At 34.6% G+C, this 22,995-nt stretch carries 22 protein-coding genes; 7 read left to right on the forward strand and 15 right to left on the reverse strand.

Annotated elements, in window-relative coordinates:
• Window positions 1-18 precede the first annotated feature (18 nt).
• From WP_RS04085 to WP_RS04095, 3 genes are all read right to left on the reverse strand, one after another.
• Window positions 19-555 (reverse strand): cytochrome c oxidase assembly protein, encoded by a 537-nt coding sequence (locus tag WP_RS04085; RefSeq protein WP_010407017.1) that lies wholly within the window; start codon window positions 553-555, stop codon window positions 19-21.
• Window positions 556-1,278: a Bax inhibitor-1/YccA family protein gene (locus WP_RS04090; RefSeq protein WP_007302228.1), complete on the reverse strand. Its 723-nt coding sequence runs from the start codon at window positions 1,276-1,278 to the stop codon at window positions 556-558.
• A 201-nt stretch (window positions 1,279-1,479) separates the two neighbouring features.
• Complete coding sequence (locus tag WP_RS04095) at window positions 1,480-2,667, reverse strand: cysteine desulfurase family protein (RefSeq protein ID WP_007302229.1); 1,188 nt, start codon at window positions 2,665-2,667, stop codon at window positions 1,480-1,482.
• Window positions 2,668-2,802: 135 nt separating this feature from the next.
• Between WP_RS04095 and WP_RS04100 the strand changes: the two genes are divergently transcribed.
• The gene (locus WP_RS04100; RefSeq protein ID WP_007302230.1) at window positions 2,803-3,501 is read left to right on the forward strand and encodes an alpha/beta hydrolase; all 699 of its coding nucleotides are present in this window, start codon (window positions 2,803-2,805) and stop codon (window positions 3,499-3,501) included.
• Between the two features lie 246 nt (window positions 3,502-3,747).
• Here WP_RS04100 and WP_RS04110 read toward each other — a convergent pair whose 3' ends face one another.
• Both WP_RS04110 and WP_RS04115 read right to left on the reverse strand, forming a co-directional pair.
• Window positions 3,748-4,422: an ABC transporter ATP-binding protein gene (locus tag WP_RS04110; RefSeq protein ID WP_007302231.1), complete on the reverse strand. Its 675-nt coding sequence runs from the start codon at window positions 4,420-4,422 to the stop codon at window positions 3,748-3,750.
• Between the two features lie 26 nt (window positions 4,423-4,448).
• Window positions 4,449-4,895, reverse strand: coding sequence for a HesB/IscA family protein (locus WP_RS04115; RefSeq protein ID WP_007302232.1), 447 nt, complete (start codon window positions 4,893-4,895; stop codon window positions 4,449-4,451).
• A gap of 47 nt (window positions 4,896-4,942) precedes the next feature.
• Here WP_RS04115 and WP_RS04120 point away from each other — a divergent pair, with 47 nt between their 5' ends.
• Together WP_RS04120 and ribD are read left to right on the forward strand one after the other, a co-directional pair.
• Window positions 4,943-6,124 (forward strand): deoxyguanosinetriphosphate triphosphohydrolase, encoded by a 1,182-nt coding sequence (locus WP_RS04120; protein WP_007302233.1) that lies wholly within the window; start codon window positions 4,943-4,945, stop codon window positions 6,122-6,124.
• Window positions 6,124-7,341: a bifunctional diaminohydroxyphosphoribosylaminopyrimidine deaminase/5-amino-6-(5-phosphoribosylamino)uracil reductase RibD gene (gene ribD, locus WP_RS04125; RefSeq protein ID WP_012481923.1), complete on the forward strand. Its 1,218-nt coding sequence runs from the start codon at window positions 6,124-6,126 to the stop codon at window positions 7,339-7,341. Before WP_RS04120 ends, ribD begins: the two co-directional genes overlap by 1 nt.
• Window positions 7,342-7,395: 54 nt before the next feature.
• Here ribD and WP_RS04130 read toward each other — a convergent pair whose 3' ends face one another.
• Window positions 7,396-8,073, reverse strand: a complete 678-nt coding sequence (locus WP_RS04130) for a hypothetical protein (protein WP_007302235.1) — start codon at window positions 8,071-8,073, stop codon at window positions 7,396-7,398.
• A gap of 134 nt (window positions 8,074-8,207) precedes the next feature.
• On the opposite strand from WP_RS04130, the gene truB reads away from it, so the two are divergent.
• The 3 genes from truB to pnp are packed head-to-tail and all read left to right on the forward strand — an operon-like array spanning window position 8,208 to window position 11,840.
• Complete coding sequence (gene truB, locus WP_RS04135) at window positions 8,208-9,269, forward strand: tRNA pseudouridine(55) synthase TruB (RefSeq protein WP_007302236.1); 1,062 nt, start codon at window positions 8,208-8,210, stop codon at window positions 9,267-9,269.
• A 7-nt stretch (window positions 9,270-9,276) separates the two neighbouring features.
• Window positions 9,277-9,549 carry a 30S ribosomal protein S15 gene (gene rpsO, locus WP_RS04140; RefSeq protein WP_007302237.1) on the forward strand — a complete coding sequence of 91 codons (273 nt, stop codon included), beginning with the start codon at window positions 9,277-9,279 and terminating at the stop codon, window positions 9,547-9,549.
• A gap of 14 nt (window positions 9,550-9,563) precedes the next feature.
• On the forward strand, window positions 9,564-11,840 hold the full coding sequence (gene pnp, locus WP_RS04145) for a polyribonucleotide nucleotidyltransferase (RefSeq protein ID WP_012481924.1): 2,277 nt from the start codon (window positions 9,564-9,566) through the stop codon (window positions 11,838-11,840).
• Window positions 11,841-11,940: 100 nt separating this feature from the next.
• Here the strand turns inward: pnp and rpe are convergent, their stop codons facing one another.
• The 6 genes from rpe to WP_RS04175 form a co-directional block, all read right to left on the reverse strand.
• A complete protein-coding gene (gene rpe, locus WP_RS04150; protein ID WP_007302239.1) occupies window positions 11,941-12,615 on the reverse strand; it encodes a ribulose-phosphate 3-epimerase in 675 nt (224 codons plus the stop codon).
• 153 nt (window positions 12,616-12,768) lie between these two features.
• The gene (locus WP_RS04155; RefSeq protein WP_007302240.1) at window positions 12,769-14,244 is read right to left on the reverse strand and encodes an N-acetylmuramoyl-L-alanine amidase; all 1,476 of its coding nucleotides are present in this window, start codon (window positions 14,242-14,244) and stop codon (window positions 12,769-12,771) included.
• A gap of 74 nt (window positions 14,245-14,318) precedes the next feature.
• The gene (locus WP_RS04160) at window positions 14,319-15,146 is read right to left on the reverse strand and encodes an EndoU domain-containing protein (RefSeq protein ID WP_012481925.1); all 828 of its coding nucleotides are present in this window, start codon (window positions 15,144-15,146) and stop codon (window positions 14,319-14,321) included.
• Between the two features lie 49 nt (window positions 15,147-15,195).
• Entirely contained in the window at window positions 15,196-16,383 is a 1,188-nt protein-coding gene (locus WP_RS04165; protein ID WP_179943647.1) for a phosphoglycerate kinase, read from the reverse strand.
• Between the two features lie 79 nt (window positions 16,384-16,462).
• Complete coding sequence (glyA, locus tag WP_RS04170) at window positions 16,463-17,740, reverse strand: serine hydroxymethyltransferase (protein ID WP_007302243.1); 1,278 nt, start codon at window positions 17,738-17,740, stop codon at window positions 16,463-16,465.
• Complete coding sequence (locus WP_RS04175; RefSeq protein WP_007302244.1) at window positions 17,712-18,947, reverse strand: MFS transporter; 1,236 nt, start codon at window positions 18,945-18,947, stop codon at window positions 17,712-17,714. The genes glyA and WP_RS04175 overlap by 29 nt, the downstream gene beginning before the upstream one ends.
• Before the next feature lie 388 nt (window positions 18,948-19,335).
• Between WP_RS04175 and WP_RS04180 the strand changes: the two genes are divergently transcribed.
• Entirely contained in the window at window positions 19,336-19,848 is a 513-nt protein-coding gene (locus tag WP_RS04180; protein WP_007302245.1) for a hypothetical protein, read from the forward strand.
• 16 nt (window positions 19,849-19,864) lie between these two features.
• Here the strand turns inward: WP_RS04180 and WP_RS04185 are convergent, their stop codons facing one another.
• The 3 genes from WP_RS04185 to hemE form a co-directional block, all read right to left on the reverse strand.
• Complete coding sequence (locus WP_RS04185) at window positions 19,865-20,182, reverse strand: DMT family transporter (protein WP_010403511.1); 318 nt, start codon at window positions 20,180-20,182, stop codon at window positions 19,865-19,867.
• A gap of 48 nt (window positions 20,183-20,230) precedes the next feature.
• Entirely contained in the window at window positions 20,231-21,424 is a 1,194-nt protein-coding gene (locus WP_RS04190; RefSeq protein ID WP_007302247.1) for a pyridoxal phosphate-dependent aminotransferase, read from the reverse strand.
• Window positions 21,425-21,862: 438 nt separating this feature from the next.
• Window positions 21,863-22,879 (reverse strand): uroporphyrinogen decarboxylase, encoded by a 1,017-nt coding sequence (gene hemE, locus WP_RS04195; protein WP_007302249.1) that lies wholly within the window; start codon window positions 22,877-22,879, stop codon window positions 21,863-21,865.
• Window positions 22,880-22,995: the final 116 nt, after the last annotated feature.

Consider the following 22,995-nt stretch of genomic DNA (forward strand, 5'->3'; position numbering starts at 1 on the left):
ACAATAGGAAAAGGTTTGTTATTTAAGCTTAAAAAACGTATATGATAGTGTTATTTCACTTAAATCTTTTGTACTATTGTCACGCATTATTTCAGGGTCTACGTAAAAGGATACGGGCATAGCCGCTTTTTGTTTTGGTAGCAGCATTTGCTCTTCAAAACAAAAGCATGCAACTTTATTGAAATATTTACCTGCTTTAAAAGGTGTGACATTATACACTGCCATTCCAAAAGAAGGCTGATCAGATAAATTTTTTGCATAATAAAATACTAAACTTTGTTGCCCTATATTTGTATCGATGTAGTTAGTTTCTGATTTAAATTCCCAAGGCAGACCTGATATTATATCAGCATTAAGGTGAACCCTGATTTTTTGGTCAGTTGCATTTATTGTTGCATTAGTTACTTTTCTCGTTGTGCCACCATATCCAGTAGCTTTACAAAAGATGCTATACAACGGTACTGAAGCATATGCAAGACACAGCATCAATACCACTAAAGATATTAGGAGGAAAACTATAGAACTTTTATTGTTTCCCCTTAAAAAGGAAATCATCTAATCCTTATTGTTGAACAAGTTAAGTAACCTGAGTAAATTGAGGAATATATTGATGAAGTCAAAGTAAAGATTAGTTGCACCAAGTATTGCCAGCTTAGTAGTTGCAACTTCTGAGCCATCATTATATCTATAATAAACATCTTTGATTCTCTGAGCATCGTATGCGGTCATTAAAGTAAACACTATCACTGATACAAACGATATTGCAAAATAGAGAGGACTGCTTCCAAGAAACAGATTAACTATAGATGCAATGATTAACCCCCAGATTCCCATAATCAAAAAAGAACCCATGCTGGTAAGATCTTTTTTTGTAGTATTACCATATAAAGCCATAGAACCAAACATGATCGATGTAATGAAAAATGCTCTCGCTATATTTTCTGCAGTATAAATTATAAAAATATGAGATAAAGAAATTCCCATTAAAACTGAGAATAGAAAAAATACAGTAAGTGTTGACTGAGCACTTAGGTGTTGAAGCCTAAAAGACATATAAAACACCAATGCAACTGGAGATAGCATTACCACAAGCGATAGAACAGGATTGGAATAAATCACCTGGAAAAGACCAGAAAACACTGTTAAAAACGCAACAAGCCCTGTAACACCTAAAGCTAAAGCCATATAATTGTATACTTTAGTTAGGTAACTCCTGAGTCCAGCACTATAATAAACGCCCTGAGAGCGAATATCCTGTTCGTTTTTCATATAAGACATATGTAACTCCTTATTATCTCTTGATGATATATTATAATACAATACAGCGTTTTTATCAAGTATAAAATGACATACTACAATTGAATGGTGTGGTATGCAATTAGAGAATTTCTTCCATAACTATAAGCAAATCGGTTTTCAGCAGCATTTAACTATTATAACAACCTCTGGCAATAGAAATTACTTTCACCATTCCCTCTATCATGATTTAAGGGGAATGGTGAAAGTAGTTTTTGCATTTACTAAAGCATTCTTCTTATAGATACTATACCAACAATCCACTATTTTTTCTATGTCTCGCGGTTTAACCTCCGGACCTATACTGATTCTAATTGAACATTCTGCTTGCTCTTTTGTTGCTCCCATTGCAAGCAAAACATGAGAAGGCCCAACTTTTCCAGAAGAGCATGCAGAACCATTGCTGACTGCAATATTATTTAAGTCAAAATGCATGAGCTGCAGATCATTCTTTACCCTCGGCATATAAATAAAACTTGTATTTGGCAATCTTTCAGAATTTCTGCCAAAGATCTTGATATCACTGACAAGACTTAATAATTCACACTCCAATTGATCACGCAGCTTCTCCACTTCATTCATTTTTGATAGAAGATCTGGAATGTTTTGCAATGCAGCAGAAAGACCTGCAATTGCAACAATGTTTTCTGTACCACCACGCAATCCTCTTTCTTGCCCACCACCTATTATAGTAGGTTCTATTACAAGCTTTTTGTCAAATATTAAAACTCCACTACCTGCTATACCACCAAATTTGTGAGCAGATAAAGTAAGTAAATCCACTCCTAAATCTTCCATATTTACTTTGATTTTCCCAACACTTTGAGCAGCGTCAGTGTGACAGATTGCCCCGAATTTATGTGCTATTTTAGCTATTTCCTTAACAGGCTGGATAACTCCAGTTTCGTTATTAGCCATCATCACTGAAATTATTACTTTATTCCCTTCAAGTTCGCTTAGAATTTTCTCTAGCTCTAAAAAGTCAACAATACCCTCTTGATTAACGGGTATTATATGTGGATTACATGCAGAATTAAGAATTGAAGGATGCTCTGTAGCTGAAATTACATGCAGATAGCCTTTCATTCCTCTCATGACGAGGTTGTTTGCTTCAGTTGCACCAGACGTAAAAACTATTTCTTTATCATCTGGAATGCTAAGAGCATCACGTACGTTATCTCTTACCTCTTTAAGAATCTTCCTCGCTTCTTGTCCTCTTTTATGCAGAGATGATGGATTTAGTGTTTGTTTTGACAAAATCTCAAGTATACTTTTTTTTACATTTTTACTCACTGGAGCAGTTGCATTATAATCAGCATACACGCAACTACTTTCTTCCAGAGAGAATAAACTCACAGGCTTATTTGTCACTTACCATTAACCAATTATGTATGTTAACTTTAACACGATAAAAAATTTATTGCAAAAACAGTGAAATTAATACATAATTAATAAATAATTTACATTATCAAGCCCTGTCAAAACAGGTTTTTATTAGGAGCAATCATGGTAGAAGTCTTTTTAAATAATGCAACAAAAAAGATAGAAGGTAGATATCATCAAAGCAAAGATACCAATGCACCAGTTGTGCTAATTTTACATCATCACCCTCAATATGGTGGTAGTATGGATAGTAAGATTATACATACTATATATGAATCTTTTATCGATAATAACTTTTCTGCATTGACAATTAATTTTCGTGGTGTCGGAAAATCTACCGGAACTTTTGATAAGGGTATAGGAGAATTAACTGATGCTGCAGTAGCTATTGATTGGCTTCAGGAGCATAACTCTAACAACGTTCCAATTTGGATAGTCGGTTTTTCTTTTGGAGCATGGGTAGCTATGCAGTTGACAATGCGCCGTCCAGAGATAGTAAGTTTTGTTGCCCTTTCTCTTCCAGCAACTAAGTACGATTTCTCTTTTCTCTCTCCTTGCCCAGTTCCTGGACTTATAATACAAAGTAATAATGATACAATTTCAGAAGAAAGCGATGTAACAGAATTAGCACAAAGGTTAATAAATTCGGTAAAAAATAACCATATGGAATACCATATAGTAGACGATACTAACCACTTTTTAAGGGATAAAGAAGAGGAAGTAGCTCAAATTATAGATAATTATATAAAACTACGCTTAAACAGTGCAGTCACTTCCTCCAAAAAAGTTAAAAAAGAGATAAGAGTAAAAGAATATGCCTAACTTTACAAATGAGAGAAATGAACGTATTAATATAAATAAAAAAAGTCTTGTTATGTTTAGGCAATTATTATTTCTCGTTTTAGCAATGTTTATGCTGTCAGGATGCTTTCTAAGTAAACAGCGTAAGTTAAAGAGCCCGTGTATAAAAAACAATGAAAGCATTTCATGCGAATTACACTCTGTTAATGACCATTGGTTAAATAAGTACAAGTTATAGGTAGCTTTGTATTGTACTGTTTCTTCCATTTACAGCTTTACTAATGATCGGTTTTTTAACTGAAAAATGTGATCTGCTTTTTCTGCAAGGAGATAGTTGTGCGTTACTATAAGCATAGAGTTGTTATTTTCCTTTACATAGGAATGTAACAGTAAAAATACATTCAAAGAATTTGTTGGGTCTAAATTTCCCGTTGGTTCATCTGCAAGTAAAAGCTTTGGAGAGTTTACAATGCTTCTTGCAATTGCAACCCTCTGTCTCTCTCCACCAGAAATTTCAGATACCATACTACTTGCTTTACTTTCCAAACCAAATTTTTCCAATATTGCTTGCGATTTTTTTTTTGCTTCAGCTTTGCTTTTTCCTGCAATGAGCTGAGGAAGCATAACGTTTTCCAACACTGATAACTCTTGTAATAAATAGTGAAATTGATAAACAAAGCTAAGAAAATTTCTTCTTACATGAGTTTTATGCTTATTACTGGCTTGTGTGCAATTTATTCCATCTATCGTCACTATACCTAAAGTTGGCTCATCCAATAGACCTGCAATTTGCAATATAGTTGTTTTTCCTGATCCTGAACTACCAATCAATGCAACTACTTGCCCTCTTGTAATCTTCAGGTTGATATCTTTTACAATGGCAGGACTTTTTTTGAAGCTCTTACTCACAGAAGCTAGCTCTAGTGCTACATCACTGTCCATATTATAAAAAGATCCAGGAGGGAGAATTAGACCGAGAAACTGTTACCACACCCACATCGAGACTTAGCGAGAGCATTCTTGATTTGAAAACCAGAACCACTTAGATCTTCAGTATAATCTATAGTTGAGTTATTTAAAAATTTCGCTGAACAATTATCAACCATTAATACAGGGTTTCCATTCTCATCATTAATTACTATATCTTTACCTTTTTCACTAAAACTGGAGTGGCTTCTATAATCCTCGCTATCTTCGTCATCGTCAAAATCGTCGTCTTCATCATCGTCAAAATCGTCATCCAAAGACATCTTCTTATTTATTTGATCCATAAGAAAATTATACTTGAAGCCAGAGCATCCACCACCTGAAACTGCAACCCGCAAAATAGAACTCTCATCTCCTTCCTGTTCTACAAGGGAGTGGATTTTCCTTAATGCATTGTCAGTTAAGCTAATATTGTAATCTGTTGACATAACAACCACCGTTCATTATTGATAACCTATTATAGTAGAAATTTTACATGTCAAACAATAATTTTCTATTAAGTTACGCGTGCTTTCCAAATAAAACAAAAGGAAGAAATTTTAAAGAGCCAGAAGATGAAAATCGCAGCTGCTTTCAGCGTGATAGGGACCGCATTATTCACTCTAATGCGTTTAGGAAATTGGGGTACAAAACACAAGTTTTTATCAATTATGAGCATGATTACTATCGTACTCGGCTAACTCATAGCCTTGAAGTTGCACAAATTGCAAGATCCATTGCTCGTAGACTTGGCTTAGATGAGGACATCACTGAATGCATAGCGCTTGCACATGACCTTGGTCATCCTCCATTTGGTCACACAGGTGAGGATGCTCTAGTTCAAGTTGATAAGGAGAAGTATAAGTTTGATCATAATGTTCAAGCTATAAGGATTTTAACTTATCTTGAACAAAAACATGCTGACTTTAATGGCATGAATCTAAGTTGGGAAGTGATTGAAGGCGTTGCAAAGCATAACGGTCCTTTACTCGGTCAAAATACGGTATCCCACACAAATAATCAGCTACTATTAGAATACAATGAAAAATATGATCTAAAGCTTGAAGAATTTTCAAGTCTTGAAGCACAAGTTGCTTCGATTGCTGATGACATTGCTTATAGTGTTCATGATCTTGATGATGCACTCAGGGCAAATTTAGTAATAACCGAAGATTTGCTCGATGTTCCTTTAATTGGCAAAATGTTCAAAGAAGTAAAAAGCGAACATTCAGAATTGGCTCAAAGCAAACTCATACATGAATCACTGAGTAGAACTATAGGAATTATGATAAATGATGTCGTTTTTCAGACTGAAAGAAATATTAAAGACTACAAAATAAAAAGCGTAGAAGATGTAAGAGGTCTAAATACAATGCTAGTCACATTTTCACCAGAAATTGCAAATGCCACAAAAGAGATGAAAAAATTTAACATGGAAAAAATATACAGAAGTTATAAACTGACCAGAACAATGAACAAAGCAAAACGTATAGTACAGGAGCTTTTTCAATGCTTTTATGAAAACCCAGGGTTATTACCTATAGAGTGGAACAAGCTTGCTTGTGAATCTCAGCGTTCAGTAATAATATGTGATTATATCTCAGGTATGACAGATAGATTTGCCATACACGAGCACAGAAGAATTTTTGATACCTCATACGAAATGACTTCTTTCTAATGACCGATGATTATTTCATGTCGATCGCATTAAAACTTGCAGAAAAAAGTCTTGGAAGTGTTGCACCAAATCCCGCTGTTGGATGTATCATTGTAAAAAACGGTATGGTGATCGGTGAAGGCTACACAGGAATCGGTGGACGTCCACATGCAGAAGTAGTTGCTTTGCAAAATGCTAAAGATTTAACTCATAGTGCAACTATGTACGTCACTCTTGAACCATGCTGCCACTTTGGAGTTACAGAACCTTGCACTGCAGAAATCATAAAATCAGGAATAAAAAGAGTAGTAATTGCAGCAATTGATCCAGATAGTAGAGTTTCAGGTGGAGGAATTAAAGCTCTGAAAGAAGCAGGAATTGAAGTTGAGCAAGGTATTATGCAAAAAGAGGCAGAAGTATTGAATGTCGGTTTTTTCACCACTAAAGAATTTCATAGACCATTCATAGCTTGCAAAATCGCAACAACTCTTGACGGAAAAATCGCAACATTTACAGGTGATAGCAAATGGATAACAAGTGAAGATACGAGAAATTGGGTACATGAGCTCAGAGCAAAATATGATGCAATTATGATTGGCAGTAGTACCCTTATCAATGACGATCCTCTCTTAACTTGCAGATTACCAGGACTCGAAGACAGGTCGCCAATAAGGCTAATTATCGATAGCCAAGGGAAATTGAAGGAAGAGCATAATATTGCAAAGACTGCAGATACCTTATATAACCATGATTTAAGCAAAGAGCCAACAGCATACCTTTCGATGTCATTCCAGCGCGTGACGCTGGAATCTAGAAAAAAAGAAGAAGAATGGATCCCAGTGTCACGCACTGGGATGACAGGAGGTTCAACTTGGGTAATTACAAACAATAAAGTAAAGAAAAAAATAAAAAACATTAACTACTTAGTAGTTAATTCAAACAATGCTGGCAAAGTCTGCCTAAAAGACATGGCATCAAAACTTGTTTCAGAAATTGGCATAACAAGGTTATTAGTTGAAGGTGGAGGAATATTAATTACAGAGCTATTAAAGCATAATTTGATTGATAGATTAATAATCTGTCGCAGTGGTAAAATTCTAGGCAATGATGCCACTCCTTTTATAGGAGATCTAGGGATTCAATCCATAAACAACTGCCATAAATTCAAAAAAGTAAAGATAATAGAGTTCAGTGAGGATGTAGTTGAGGTGTGGGATAGATCTTACGTACCTAAATGATAGAGAAAAGAAGTAGAGATAACTCTACCTCTTTTTTTCTCGATTTAAAACTGCTTACTTCTGAGCAATTTTTGATAGAGCTGCATTTACTGCAACCTCTGCTAATTTAGCTTGAACTTCATTCTTTAAAGCTTCAAGATCTTTATCACCTACCGCAACTGTTAATGACTTAGAATCAGGAGCCATAGCTAACCTTTCTTTCATTTCAGCAAGCTGAACTTCACCATCTACGCTAATTAATTCCAATTTATAGTTATCATTATCGTTAGCAACAGCAACGTGTTTAAATTTAACTTCAACTGATTTATTTTTTAGCAACACATTCAGAGTTACTTCATCACCAACATTTTTACCATTTGTTAATGCTTCATAATCATCTTTTGAAAGTTTCAGATTTAATTTCTGATTTTCTTCAACAACTTCACCACTCTTTACCATATCACCAAGAAGAACAAAGAAATCTGTATCTTTAACATTCACTCCTATTTCTTCATTCTTATGCATTTGCTGATATGAAGCATAAGCTGCTGCGGCAAAATATACAGCGGCAATAAATAGAACTGCAATTCCAGCAGGGCTAGCAATAAGTGCTAAAGACGCAGGTCCAGCAATTACTTTAGTAGCAATCAATAATGTTGTTATTGCTGCTGCTAAAGATGCAGTTGCAACTGTACTTTCAATACTCATTTTTGTTATGGGTGCTATATTTTTCAATTTCCATATAGTAGTCATAATTACTTCCTCCTTAATTAAGGTTAATAAAAAGTTAATTGTATATTAACAATGCACACTAGTCAAGCATTTTTATTAACAACTTAATATTTTATCTACTTTCTAAATTGTTACTAATTATGTAAGATTGATACATGGTAAATGGCTGGCTGAATCTTGATAAACCAACAGGAATGAGTTCTGCACAAGCTGTAACTCAAATTAAAAGGATTTTTGGAATAAAAAAAGCCGGACATTTGGGAACACTTGATCCTTTGGCTTCAGGTATATTACCGATCGCTCTTGGTGAAGCAACAAAAACTATACCGTATTTATCTTGTGACTTAAAGGCATACAATTTCACAATAAAATGGGGAAAACAAACAACTACGGATGATTTGGGTGGTGATATCATTAGAACTAGCGATATAAAACCCGAATATAACCAAATAAACTGTGCGATTAAGGATTTTATTGGTGAGATAACACAAACTCCTCCTCAATTTTCAGCAGTGAAAATCAAGGGAGCAAGAGCATATAAATTAGCAAGAAGTGGGCAAAAGGTAAATATAAAACCTCGACAAGTCAAAATACATGAACTAAAGATGATATTTTTGGACACCATAAATAATATTGCCGATTTTTCTATGATCTGCGGTAGCGGCGTATATGTAAGATCAATTGCAAGAGATCTTGGAATTGAATTAAATTGTTTTGGACATATTACACAATTAAGAAGAACGATGGTAGGTGATTTTAAGGAAGATGAATCAGTGACAATTGAGCAACTTACTAAAAAAAACACAACAACTTACTCTCCCCAGTGCTTGACACTGGATACAAATACTTACAAATCATGTAATGGACAAAAGATTCTAGGAGCATATGTCAAAAACAATGTTCGTGATGAAATAGGCTTGATCCCAGTGCTTGACACTGGGATGACATCGGAGGGTGGGATGACAGAAGATGATGGAGGTAATACAAAAGGCTTCATCATTCCCATTGAATCGGCTTTAAAATCGATGTTCAAAGTTGAAATTTCCTTAGAGGAAGCGGAGAAAATCAGAAAAGGTCAAGAAATTATATTAAATAACTTGCGTAATTTAAAGAATTATGATATTTTTTGTACGATAGTGGGTAATGTACCTATTGCAATTTGCAGTTTTACTCATGGTTATGTGAAGCCTATTCGTGTTTTTAATATTTTGAAATGAGGTTTAGATGTCAATAACATCCCAAAAGAAAAAAAGTTTGATTAGTACATATGCAATTAAAGAAGATGATACAGGTTCATCTTTTGTACAGTGTGCAATTTTGACCGAGAGGATCAGTAATTTAACTGAGCATTTTAAAGCGCATAAGCATGACCATAATTCTAAGCGCGGTTTACTTATATTGATAGGTAGAAGGCGCAAGCACTTAAATTATATAAAACGTAAATTTGGTAATGAAGCCTATCAAGAGTTAATAGAGAAGTTAGGCATTAGAAAATAATCGAGGAATTTTGTATGTTTGAAATTATAAAAAAATCTATAGATTGGGAGGGGCGTACCTTATCTTTAGAAACTGGGAAAATAGCACGTCAAGCTGATGGTTCAGTAGTTGTAAATTATGGAGATACTTCTATCTTAGTCACTGTTGTACGAAAAAAGAAGGAAGAAAGTGTTGATTTTCTCCCTTTAAATGTGCAGTTTATTGCAAAAAGTTATGCCATGGGTAAGATTCCTGGTGGTTTTTTTAAAAGAGAAGGAAAACCATCTGATAGAGAAACTTTAATTTCAAGAGTAATAGATAGAAGTATAAGGCCGTTATTTCCTGAAGGTTTTCATGATGAAATTAGTGTAGTATGTAATCTGTTAACTTACGATACGGTCAATTCTCCTGAAGTACCAGCATTGATAGGTACCGTCGCAGCTCTTGCAATTTCTGGTGTTCCTTTCCACTTTACTATAGCTGGAGTCATGGTCGGTTGTGATGAAAATAACAATTATATACTCAATCCTTCCGTTCAAGAGATGAAAGCGAGCAACTTGGATCTGTTTTTGTCTGGTGATGAAAATTCGATCTTAATGGTCGAATCGGAAGTCAAAGAGCTCTCTGAAGAAAATGTTTTAAACGCAATAAAATTTGGTCATGAACACCTTCAACCTGTTATTAAGCTCATAAAAGAATTTGCTGATACAGTTGGCAATAAACCTGAAAGCTTTGCTCCTGTTGATATATCAGATATAACTCAAGAACTTGAAAAATATCGAAAAGACTTTGAAGAAGCATATTCAAAAACAGTAAAACAAGAGCGAGTCCAAGCTCTAGAAGTAGTCAGGAATAATATATTGAATACTCTTAAAGAGGCTGGAAAAGACGAAAAGTTAATTACTTATGCAGTAAAAAGCTTTGAAAGATCTTTAGTGCGTGAAATGATTAGAAGGAAAAGTGTGAGAATAGACAGCCGTAAGTATGATGAAATACGCCAGATAGAAATTGAGGCTGACATTCTACCCAAGACTCACGGTTCTGCGCTATTTACAAGGGGTAGCACTCAGGCACTAGTTGTTACTGCTCTTGGTACTACACAAGATGAGCAAATTGTGGATGACATTGAAGGGGATAGACGTGAACATTTTATGTTGCATTATAATTTTCCTCCATTTGCTGTTGGAGAGGCTTCTGCTATACGCGCACCAGGAAGGAGAGAAATTGGTCATGGTAAACTTGCTTGGAAAGCAATTCATCCTGTTTTACCTGATAAATCTGAATTTCCTTATACAATAAGGGTAGTATCTGAGATTATGGAATCTGATGGTTCTTCTTCTATGGCAACAGTTTGTGGAACTTCCATTGCATTAATGGATACAGGTGTGCCAATAAAGGCTCCCGTTGCAGGAATTGCTATGGGTCTCATCAAAGACAAAAATGAGCATATAATACTTTCTGATATACTGGGCGATGAAGACTATCTTGGTGATATGGACTTCAAAGTAGCAGGAACTAGCGAAGGGATTACAGCACTGCAGATGGATATGAAAATTCCTGGTATAAGCTTTGAAATTGTTGAAAAATCTTTAGAACAAGCAAAAGTCGGAAGATTACATATCTTAGAAAAAATGAATGCAGTAATTTCAGAACATCGTAAGGATATAAAAGATCATGTACCAAGAGTGTTATCGTTTTATATAGATAAAGATAAAATTTCTGCAGCTATTGGTACTAAAGGAAAAAATATACGCAGTGTATGTGAAAGAAGTAATGCAAAAATTGAAATAGGGGATGACGGTAAAGTTTCTGTTTTTGCCATTAGTAGTACTGAAGCTGAAGCTGCAAAGAATATGATGATTGATTCAATAACAGAGCTAGAACAAGGTTCTATAATTGATGCTAAAGTTGTAAAGATAGAGAAGTCTATTGTAGAGCTAGAACTTCTTAATGGAAGAAAAGGAAAAATGCATATAAGCGAGGTAGCTAATCAACATGTAGAGTCCATTGAGGATATACTTAAACAGGGTGATACCTTCAAAGCTTTGATAATTGACTTTGAAAAAGGTGGATGTCCAAAATTATCAAGACGTCGTGTTGATCAAGAAACAGGTGAATTTTTTGAAGGTAAGCTTTACAATGAAGAAAGGAGAGATGGTTTAAATAATAGGGATAATTATTATAACAACTCGTTTAATAAAAAACCTGAAGATAATTATCATAGTAATAGACCTACTCGTCCTCGTTCTGGTTTTAGTAATAGAAGCAGACCAAAATTTGGTAATAATGACTCGTCATCAGGTTTCTATTGAGGTTGAACTTACTTTCTATTATCTCAGTGTCGAAACACTGGGATAATAGGAATTTTTAAAACTGACAAGATAACAAAAATGGTTTGTGTTATCTGTAGGGTTATAACGAAAGATTTTTAAGATCGTTTACAGCCTTTTTCATGTCTTCAGCTTTAAATATTGCTGATCCAGCAACTAATATATTTGCACCTGCTTTTATTATATCAGCTGCGTTAGAAAAGTTAACTCCACCATCTACTGAAACTTGTGTTTTAAGATTACGGTCCTGTATCATTTTCCTCACAGTAGATATCTTACTCAACTGCGAATGAATAAACTCCTGTCCTCCAAATCCAGGATTGACTGTCATAATTAGCACAATATCTAGCTCATCTATTATATACTCAAGCACGCTTGGAGAAGTTGAAGGAACAATTGAAGCTCCAACTTGTATTATTTTTTTTGTATTGTTTTTATATGATTTTATCTTTCTTACTAGCCTCTCAAGATGTATCTCTGCTTCTGCATGTATAGTGATAATATCAGCACCAGCATTTATAAAACTTTCAATATGGTCACCAGGAGATTTAATCATTAAGTGCACATCAAAAGGAAGGTTGCTATATTTACGTATCGCATAGATAACATTCGGACCTATTGTAATATTTGGAACAAAATTTCCATCCATAACGTCTATGTGTATATAATCTACATTCAAGTCGCTAATTCTTTTTACTTCCTCCCCTAATTTTGCAAAGTCTGCTGAAAGTATAGAAGGTGCAATTTTAATACCCATAGAATACTTTTTACCAAAAATAAAAAAAGTAACTTATTTTTTAAACTCTGTCATCCCAATACTATATTAATCTCATTTAGAAATTTTTGTATACTTCCAGATGCATGTGCCTTTATTTTTCTCTGCCCATGCATCTGGTCATTGTAATACTCATTAGACTTCTTTCTTCGCCTTTTCTAAATATTCCAACACAGTTTCATGTAGCGCAGTCCAAGACATTTGCCTTTCCATATTCGGTATAAATTTTTGTTTCCAAGTGTCCTTAAATTCTTGAAACCATTGCTTTTCAAAATTTTGGAAATCAGATAAAATTTTCGACCTAAACTCATTAATCAAATTCGAGACTTCTATAGCCTTTTCAGGGCTTATAGACTTAAAAGATAATATTTCATTCTTTAAAATATCTAGCTTTTCAAATGAATTAAGTCTAAATGGAATATAAAGTGAAGATCTTATATTGTATCTTAGATAAGAGTCATAATATAGCTTAATCTTGTACATGAGCATAGCAAATGCATCAGAAGAAATATTATTTTCATATTCTGCAAGAGAAGATAATAAATGCTTATAATCCTCTTCATTCAAAAATGGTGGCTTTAAGCTTAATTGAGTTTTATCACTTAAAGATAAGAATTCACTAAAAATAAGATTTCTATACTTAACTAAAAATTCAGGCAAAATATCTTCTTGTTCTAATTTTAGAGGCAAGTCTTTTCTAATCTCTTTCGGCAAGTGGTGCATTGAAAACTGATTGATAACCCACGCAAAATTTTCATCAAACTCATTTGAGTAATTAGCATTATTGTCAGGAAAAATCATATTACCTTCCCTATCATTCCAAGGCAGTATTTTATAAAAAAAACCGTTTAACCTTTTTTTTAATTTCAAAATATTTTCACTCTTATCACCTACCTTATACAAAACCTCATTTACTTTTTGTTCTGCGTCTTGAGGACTGATTCTATCACCTATATGCAATCCAATACCACTTTTCTCTAATAACTCCCAATCAAATAACTTATGTGGATCAGGCTTACGCATTGCGTAACCTTCAATTGCTGAGTTGTACACTATAGTGCCTATCTCAGCGTGACTAAATATCATATCTTTTCTAATCTTAAAGCGCTTCATGAGGTACAAAATCAGATCTTTGACAGATTTCATTTGCTCTTCTGGAAAAGGCTCAAGCCCTGTGTTTACAATCTCTATACCTATAGAATAATCATTCAGTTTTCGTAGCTCTTCAACCACATTATCTACTTGAACTTTCGCATAACTTATACCAGCATGCCATGCTCGTTTTTCAAGTGGAACCATCAGAGTAATGCTACCATCTCTATCAACAATAAGCTGTACTGATATCCCTGAAGAATTTAATGCGTATTTTGTACTTTTTAATGTTGGTGATTCGGTATGGTGCACCACCACCATCAACACTTTTTTGCCTTCTCTATCATCATAATTTAAACTCGGTGCAGGATCTAAAAATATTGGATTTTTTAATGATGTTTTCAAATCTTGAAAATCGTTCTCAATATCACTTAAACAAGATTGTTGTCCATATAAAAGAGGCGCTACAAGCAGCAACAGAAATAAAACAGACAAACATTTTTTTACTATAAGTTTCATGTAGCTCTACAAATTGCCCTTAATATAACTAAATTAGCATAACACACATAAAATGTTTACTTTTTTTCAGCCAATCAAGACTTGCTACAGCTACAATTAATACTCTTATCATTACATTTTGGTGTTAAGTCAGGATAGAATGTGAGTATAGCGTCTTTCTTTCTCACAAACACTGATTGATAATTGTCATCTTCCATTTTATACAGACACATTCCATCTTTTCCCAGCTCCTTAAACGCCTTAGTTGCAGAAACTAAAATATCATCAGCATGAAGGTTATACGCGTACCCACTTGGGCACTTAACTTTCACTTCTCCATCCTTACCTAGATATTTCATTCCAAATGTGTAAACAGGTGGCTTAATATCTAATTTATTGCACAGAGATTCATTATCCCAAATCGCACCCGCCCACTTATTTTCTTGAGCCTCAACATATCTACCTACAAAATGCATACCACCTAGCCCCAATCTATCTGGTTCACCACAAAAAATATGCCCAAACCCTATAGTTTCTTTTTCAGTTCCGCTATTTGTAAACCAAATCTTAGTCAATTCATCTTTAAACAACCCCAAGTCTGCACTAGGTGTAATCACCTGATGATCAAGCTTATCGTATATCCTTTTCACCACTTCTTGATGCTGCGGACAATCAAGCAAAATTCTGAAATCTTCTTCATCAGGCTGTGTTCCCCAATCTCCACAAACCCTTAACACTCCTCTATCAAAATCAGTCAACTCTGGAAGTGGTGGAATATAGTCTGGATCTGAAGAATCTGTTTTGAAAAACGGCTCAAAGCCAATTTGTGAATTTGCATCATTGAGATAATGCTCCTTAATGTAAAAAACAAATCCTATTACTGGTATTATTAAGCACAAGATTAACTTAGCTATTTTCGACATAATCATATTCATAAAGAAGCTAGGGTATAAGCAACAACTTAAAAAAGTTTTAATCTAATGTTGATCGCAGTCCTGGCATCTCATCACCACTTAGCCAACTTAAAAACGCTCCCCCACCAGTTGAAATATATGTAAAATCTTTATCGGCAAGACCTGCAGTATTTATTGCAGATAGACTATCTCCTCCTCCTATTACACTGGTTAATTTTCCTTCGTGTGTCAAATCACTTACTACTCTCATCACCTCTACTGTACCATTTGCAAAAGCTGAATGTTCAAAAACACCAATAGGTCCGTTCCACAGCAGAGTTTTACTGCTTGCTATTATACCGCTTATTGTGCTTAAAGTTTGAGGTCCGATATCTAAAATTATATCACCGTCCAAAATGGATTCAATTTTTCTTAAAACGCCAGTGCTATAATCAGAATTTACTGCAACCAAAACGTCTTCTGGCACAACTATTTTGCAATTGTTTTTATTTGCCGTCTCAACAATATCGTGCAGAAGATCATCAACGCCATTTTGAAAAAAAGACTTGCCTATATTAACTTTATTAAATAACAAAAAATTATTAGCAATTGCGCCGCCCAGAATAAGGTAATCAACCTTTTCTGCTAGCTTTATAAGCATTTTTATTTTAGTTGATATTTTAGCTCCACCAACTATCGCAGTAATAGGTTTAGCGTCAAACGATATAGCTTGCTCAAGATACTTTAGCTCATCTTGCAAGCAAAATCCTGCATAAGAAGGTAAAAATTCCGTAATGCGTGAAATAGAAGCGTGAGCTCTGTGAGAGCAAGAAAACGCATCATTTATATATATATCTGCTAGAGATGCTAATTGTTTAGCAAAATTTGAATCATTCTGCTCTTCTTCTTTATAAAACCTCAGATTCTCTAGTAATATTATATCTCCTCCATCCATCGCATTTATTGCTCTTTGTACTCTCTCACCAATACAATCATCAATAAATTTCACTTCTTTGCTTAGCAGCCGCGATAAAGTTTCAACTACGTTTTTTAGCGATAAGTTACTGTCTTTGGCTTTTGGACGCCCAAAATGTGAGATAACAATAACTTTTGCACCCGCATTTGCCAAATACTGAATGGTAGGTAGCGCTCTCAAAATACGAGTGGCATCACAAATTCTTCCATTTTTTATAGGAACATTGAAGTCAACCCTGAGCAGAACATTTTTATTGTGAAAATCACAACTCTCTATGCTAGGTACATTTATCATAAAATTAAAGAGGTATAAAATCACTATACAATAGTTTAATCCAAAGTAAAGGAAGGAAATTCCAATGCTAAATAAATTAATAAATAGGAAAATTACTACAAATACTTTCAACTTTATTTTTCACTGCTTTTTCAACATCAGGGCTATTTCCATCAATTAATCCCTGAATTATTTCATTTATCAGATCAGCTATCTCTTTAAAATCTTTTTTCTCAAGTCCGCGTGTTGTCTCAGCAGCGGTACCAAAACGGAGCCCTGAAGTAATGGTTGGTTTTTCTGTGTCAAACGGCACGGAGTTTTTATTGCAGGTAATGCCAGCTCTCTCAAGGCTATTTACAACGTCTTTTCCCTTCAACTTCTGTGATCTTAAATCAACTAGCACTATATGAGAGTCAGTGCCACCGGTTATAATGTTCAGCCCATGCCCTTGCAGCGCTTGAGCTAACACTTTCGCATTTTCCACAACTTTTTTACTATAAGTTTTAAACTCTGGCGCTAATGCTTCCTTAAATGCAACAGCTTTTGCAGCTATCACATGCATAAGTGGCCCACCTTGCAATCCTGGAAAAACTGCAGACTGAATTTTTTTATGTAACGCTTCATCATTTGTCATTACCACTCCACCACGAGGACCACGTAGAGTCTTGTGAGTTGTAGAAGTTATAATATGCGCATATTCAGCAGGTGATGGGTAACAACCTGCAGCAATAAGCCCTGAATAGTGAGCAATATCTGCAAGCAGATATGCACCAACTTTATTCGCAATTTCACGAAAGCGCTCGAAATCTATTTTTCTTGGATAAGCAGAAGCACCAGCAATGATTAGCTTCGGTTTATGCTCTAGCGCTAGCCTTTCCACCTCATCCATATCAAGCAGGTAAGTGTCTCTATTAACTGTATACTGGATCGACTTAAACCACTTACCAGAAAGGTTTGGTGCTGCACCATGAGTTAAATGTCCACCACAATTCAGTGACAATCCAAGTATTGTATCACCCGGAGTAAGTAGTGAAGCAAACACTGCTTGATTTGCCTGAGAACCAGAGTGAGGTTGAACATTTGCAAATTTAACATTAAACAGCTTACAAAGCCTTTCTATAGCCAGATTTTCAACTTCATCTACATACTCACAGCCACAGTAATATCTTTTACCAGGATAACCTTCTGCATATTTATTAGTCAGAAAAGAACCCTGTGCTTCCATCACTGCTTTACTTGCAAAATTCTCCGATGCAATCAATTGCAACTGCGATCTTTGACGCTGCAGTTCCTTCTCTATAGAGAGATAAACTTCATTATCACAAGACTTTAAATTATTTTCAGAGTTACAAATCCTTTCTGAAGCAATTGTCATAAGACCTTTTCCTTAACCACATAAATCCAAAAACAGCCAAAAGCAAACATACAGGAATAATTGATATTGCTTTTACTAGTAACTCAGTACCATACACAGGATTTCCTTGTATTACCGTTCCATTCCAACATAAGTCTATTATTTTTGCAATTCCAGTATGAAAAAAATAGCCAAAAACCATAACTATCATGTTTGATACAGCTGTGGCTAAGCCTACCAAGTTATTGTTTACATAACTTATTGCCTTGTAAATAGTAATTACCTGATACCCAGATGCAAAGCCGATAACAAGAAGTGTAGGTAATGCAATATATAAACCGCCAAATTGTGTAAAAAGCAAGAGGAAGCTAGCGATCATTGCAAAAGAACACGCAATAATCACCTCGTAATGTTTGTCTGGATACTTCTCCAGTAAATAAGCGAGAAAGAATGATCCAGCTCCCATACCTATAAACATGAGAGAGGAAAGTGAAGATGCCAAATCTCCGGTCATTTGATATGCTTCACATAAGAACGCTTTTGCCCAACCATCAGCAAAACCTTCTAGTGGCCCAACCATCAAGCCCCCAAAAAAGCTGATTAGAATGATATGTTTATTGAAAAGTACAGTTTTTAAATCTTGAAGTATGTTGTCATTTCTACTCTCCTCTATGTTAGAATTTGGCGTTATTAAGAATAAAAGTAGGGCGAGCAAGCAACCAAACGCTGAGAAAGTGTATATAACATAATTCCAACCAAATTTATTGAGCAAGAAGTCTAGAGGTAATCCACCATAAATAGCTCCCAGTAACCCTATTATTATAGATAAGCTAGCCATCCTTGCTGATTTTTCTTGTGAAAAATACATGCTTGCAACTTTGAAAAGCCCAATTGCTGAAGCAGATGACCCAACTCCAACAATCATTCTACCAAGTATTGAGTAATACCACTGATCAAAGCATATTAGCGGCAATGTTCCAGCAAATGTTAAGACAATACACGCAGGTAAAACAAACTTTGGCCCAAATCTATCAAGGGCAAGACCAACAGGTATGTGAGCAAGCGTATAGCCTATATAATATAGCCCACCAAATTGACCAACATCTGTAATACTTATGTTAAATTTTGTTATTAATTCAGGCGCGATTATATTTGGAATTACACGCAATATATACTGGTATGCATAAAATAGTGATGCTAGCAACCATATGAAAAAGTTTCTCTGCAATCCTAATATTACCTAAAAAACAGAATTATAGGTATTTTATCAGCAAGGAGCAACACTTTTGTAAATAGCTACTCTAATCCGAGTATCTTTCTTAAAAGAGACCTTTTAGCATATCTATAACTGGTTCATGGATAAGGTATATGAAAAAAATTATACCACAGATGATAAGGATTTTTATAATTTTACCCTTGTTCATCTTAAGCTTTATTTTTTTTACTATAAGTTTTAGTTTTGTTACAAAATTCATTTTACTTACGCTTTTATTTCGTGATACCGATTATACTTTAAATAATATAATTTTTAATGAAATTCAGTATCAGAAACGCTGTAGTTAACTAAATATTAACCTTTTTGTGTGTAAAATATAATATAAAAGCAAGGTGAGTGAATGAACATAGGTACAATAGACAATACGCTACAAAACTACATAACAAAATACATTGAACAAACATTTGCCGCACACACAGGCAATAGATACGACAAGTTATACAGGGAACTTTTAAGTAGCGCAGAAGAAATAATAAAACTTACTGTAAACGAAGCAAAACAATATGATAAAAGCCTAGAAGAACTACATAACAATTCAATATTTCACGATAAGAAATTTATTCAAGCTGTTGCTAAACACCAGATATTAGAATTTCTGAATACTCATCCAAAGAAGAAAGAAATCGTTGCAGAATTTAAAAATGAACATCATATCAACGAAAGCGATTTAAAAATTTTAAAGGAAGGAAAAGATTTAGTGAATAAAATAAACGACATTAACTTAACTCAACAAAATGAGAAAAATGAAATATTGAACATTAGAAAGGTACTTTCTAAATCAATAGGAATGCCCTCTTCGAGAACTGAAAAATCCAAAGCAACTTTAGTAGAAAGTCCTGAGGTGGTAAAATAGACGTACTTAACTTTTCCTAATTGGAAAATACTTTTAATCCTATGATACCCAGCACTACCAAAGCAAGGGAAAATAAACGCCCAAAATTTACTGGGTCATTAAAAAACATTATTCCTATTATCGCTGCACCTATAGAGCCTATACCAGTCCAAACTGCATAAGATGTTCCAAGAGGAATAGACTTCATTGCTAACGATAGCCAGTAAAGACTCACAGAACCGCTAACTAAAATAATTACTACAGGTATAACACGAGTAAAGCCATTGCTATATTTCAGTGCTGTGGTCCATATTATTTCAACCAAACCAGCTAATAGCAAATACACCCAAGCCATAAATCAACTCTATCTTACTGAAATATTATATATAGGAATATTAAAAAGTTAACTTAGCATTTCGCATGCTTTAGTAATACTATCACATCCAATTTCTAATTGTTCCTGAGAGGTTGCATAAGAAATTCTGATAAAATTTTTCAGACCAAATGCAATTCCTGGAACAACAGCAACTAAATGATCTTCTAATAAATATTCGGCGAAATCAAGATCACTATTTATTACTTTACCACTTTTCGTACTCTTACCCAATAAACCTTCACACGAGACAAACAAATAGAATGCACCTTGCGGAATAGATGCTGACAATCCTGGAGCAGAATTTAGCTTCTTTACTACAAAATCTCTACGACCCTTAAAGATTCTTGTTCTTTCTTTCAAAAAACTATGATCACCGTTTAACGCTTCAACTGCTGCTGCTTGTGCTATTGAATTTGGGTTAGAAGTACTTTGAGACTGCAGTGTAGAAATAGCTTTTACTATATCACTCCTACCTGCAATATAACCTATTCTCCAGCCAGTCATTGCATAGGCTTTTGATACTCCATTGACCACAAAAACTCTATCATAAAGTTTTGGCTCAACCTGAGCAATGGTAAAAAACTTTTCGTCGTATACTATGTGCTCATAAATATCATCTGTAACAACATTCACATGTGGATGTTTAAGCAATACTTGCGCTATGCTTTTCAATTCATCATATGTATAGACAATTCCTGCTGGATTATTTGGTGAGTTGAGAATTAACCACTTAGTTTTCTCAGTTATATTGCTTTCCAGTAACTCCGGTATCAGCTTAAAGTTTTGTTTGCACCCTACAACAACTGGCAGTCCGCCAAAAAGACTTACCATATCAACATATGAAACCCAATAAGGAGCTGGTATTATAGCTTCATCCCCAGGGTTAATTGTTGCCATGAACAAATTGAATAACACCTGCTTAGCACCAGCACCAACACAGATTTGGCTAAGTGTGTATTCTAGAATGTTATCCCTTTTTAACTTATTGATTATCGCCTCTTTAAGCTCACGCGTTCCATCAACAGCAGTATATTTAGTTTTGCCTTCATTTATCGATTGAATAGCTGCCTTTTTTATATGATCTGGAGTGTCAAAATCCGGCTCTCCCGCAGCTAAAACGCAAATTTTCTTTCCTTCGCTTTTTAATCTGTTTGCCTTATCGGTCACAGCGATTGTAGGCGATGGTTTTATCAGAGACATCCTCTTTGCAAGGTCTGACATAATCTCACTAAAGTTAAATAAAAATGATAAACTCTACACAACAAAAAAGCTAGAAGTTTTATTATTTTACATAAAGGTTGGTATTTTTGTACTCTTAAATATATTAACTATAGATATTAAAAAGCTTAATAAATTTAAAAAGGCAAATAAATCCCCGTATAGCGAGTTTTGACCCTATAATAATGTAAATTGGCATTGTAATAATGTGCTAACGCTTAAAATAAGCGCGATTTGGCTGAATGTAGAAGAAATAAAAAAGACATGCAGCCGCTATAATTTTTTGTAACCTGCCAATAGATATCTGAGTTTTTTTACTGAATTTTGTCGTTGAGCCCAAAAACAAGGATAAATACTCTTATTGCCATAATAAGGAAAGTGTAAAGATTTGTCAAGTAAGGTTTTCATTCCACCCTCATAAAGGCTTTTCATACAAGAGTTTTAGTAGTTTCTTACTAGGTCCACTAATGCAGCAATATTTTCAACCGGAGTATCAGGAAGCACTCCATGTCCAAGATTAAATATAAAAGGTAACCCTCTAAAACAATCTATTATACGCTTTGCTTCTTCAATTGCTTCTGCCTTATTGTAGGCCAAAAGACTAGGATTAAGGTTCCCTTGCAGAGGAATTTTTAGATTTGCTTTCGCCCATTCTATTGGAACATTATAATCTATACTTACTGCAGATACACCTGTTTTCTCATAGTAATCCTTATAAAGATTTCCAGCAGAGCGTGGAAAACCTATTATAGGAAAATCAGGAAACTTATTCTTTATTGCTGAAACAATTTCCTTTGTTGGCTTGATTACATACCTTTCAAACAGTTCTCCCTGCAATATACCAGCATTGCTGTCGAATAACTGAATAACATCTGCTCCAAACTCTATCTGTTTGATTAGATAAATAATTGTCGCTTCTGTTATTTTTTTAATTACTTCTTCTAGTTCTAGGGAACAGAAATGTAATACTTTAGAAAAAGTTTTACTACTACCACCCTCTATGATGTAGGAAGCTACCGTCCACGGCCCTCCAGCAAAGCCTATAAGGGACTTTTCCTCTGATAATTGGCTTCTTACTTTCCTGATGGCATTTAAGATTGGAAAGGTTTTAGTTTCAAATTCTTGTGAATTTTTTAACTCCTCAGAGCTTTTCACAGGTTTTATTATTGGACCCACACCGCGAACAAAATTCACATCACAACCTAAAACGTCAGCTATTATTAAAATGTCTGAAAAAATTATGGCTGCGTCCATATCAAATCTTTTTATTGGCTGTAGCGTCAGCTCTACCACTAAATCTATGCTATAGCATATCTCCATGAAATTACTCGTTTTTTCTACGGCTTTGCGATACTCAGGAAGAGATCTACCAGCCTGGCGCATTAACCAAATAGGTACTTTTTCATTTGGCTTATTCTGCTTAATAATTCTTACTATCGCTGGTTTGTTGCTTTCCAATCTATTTTATCTACTTTTTTCTATACTAAAGTATAGTAGTAATAATAGTTCTATCAATAAATTGTTATTAACTTAAAATTCAGTAAAAATTATTGTTACTTAACTTGTGGATAAAT

It is taken from the genome of Wolbachia endosymbiont of Culex quinquefasciatus Pel, assembly GCF_000073005.1.
In the GTDB taxonomy this organism is placed as follows: domain Bacteria; phylum Pseudomonadota; class Alphaproteobacteria; order Rickettsiales; family Anaplasmataceae; genus Wolbachia.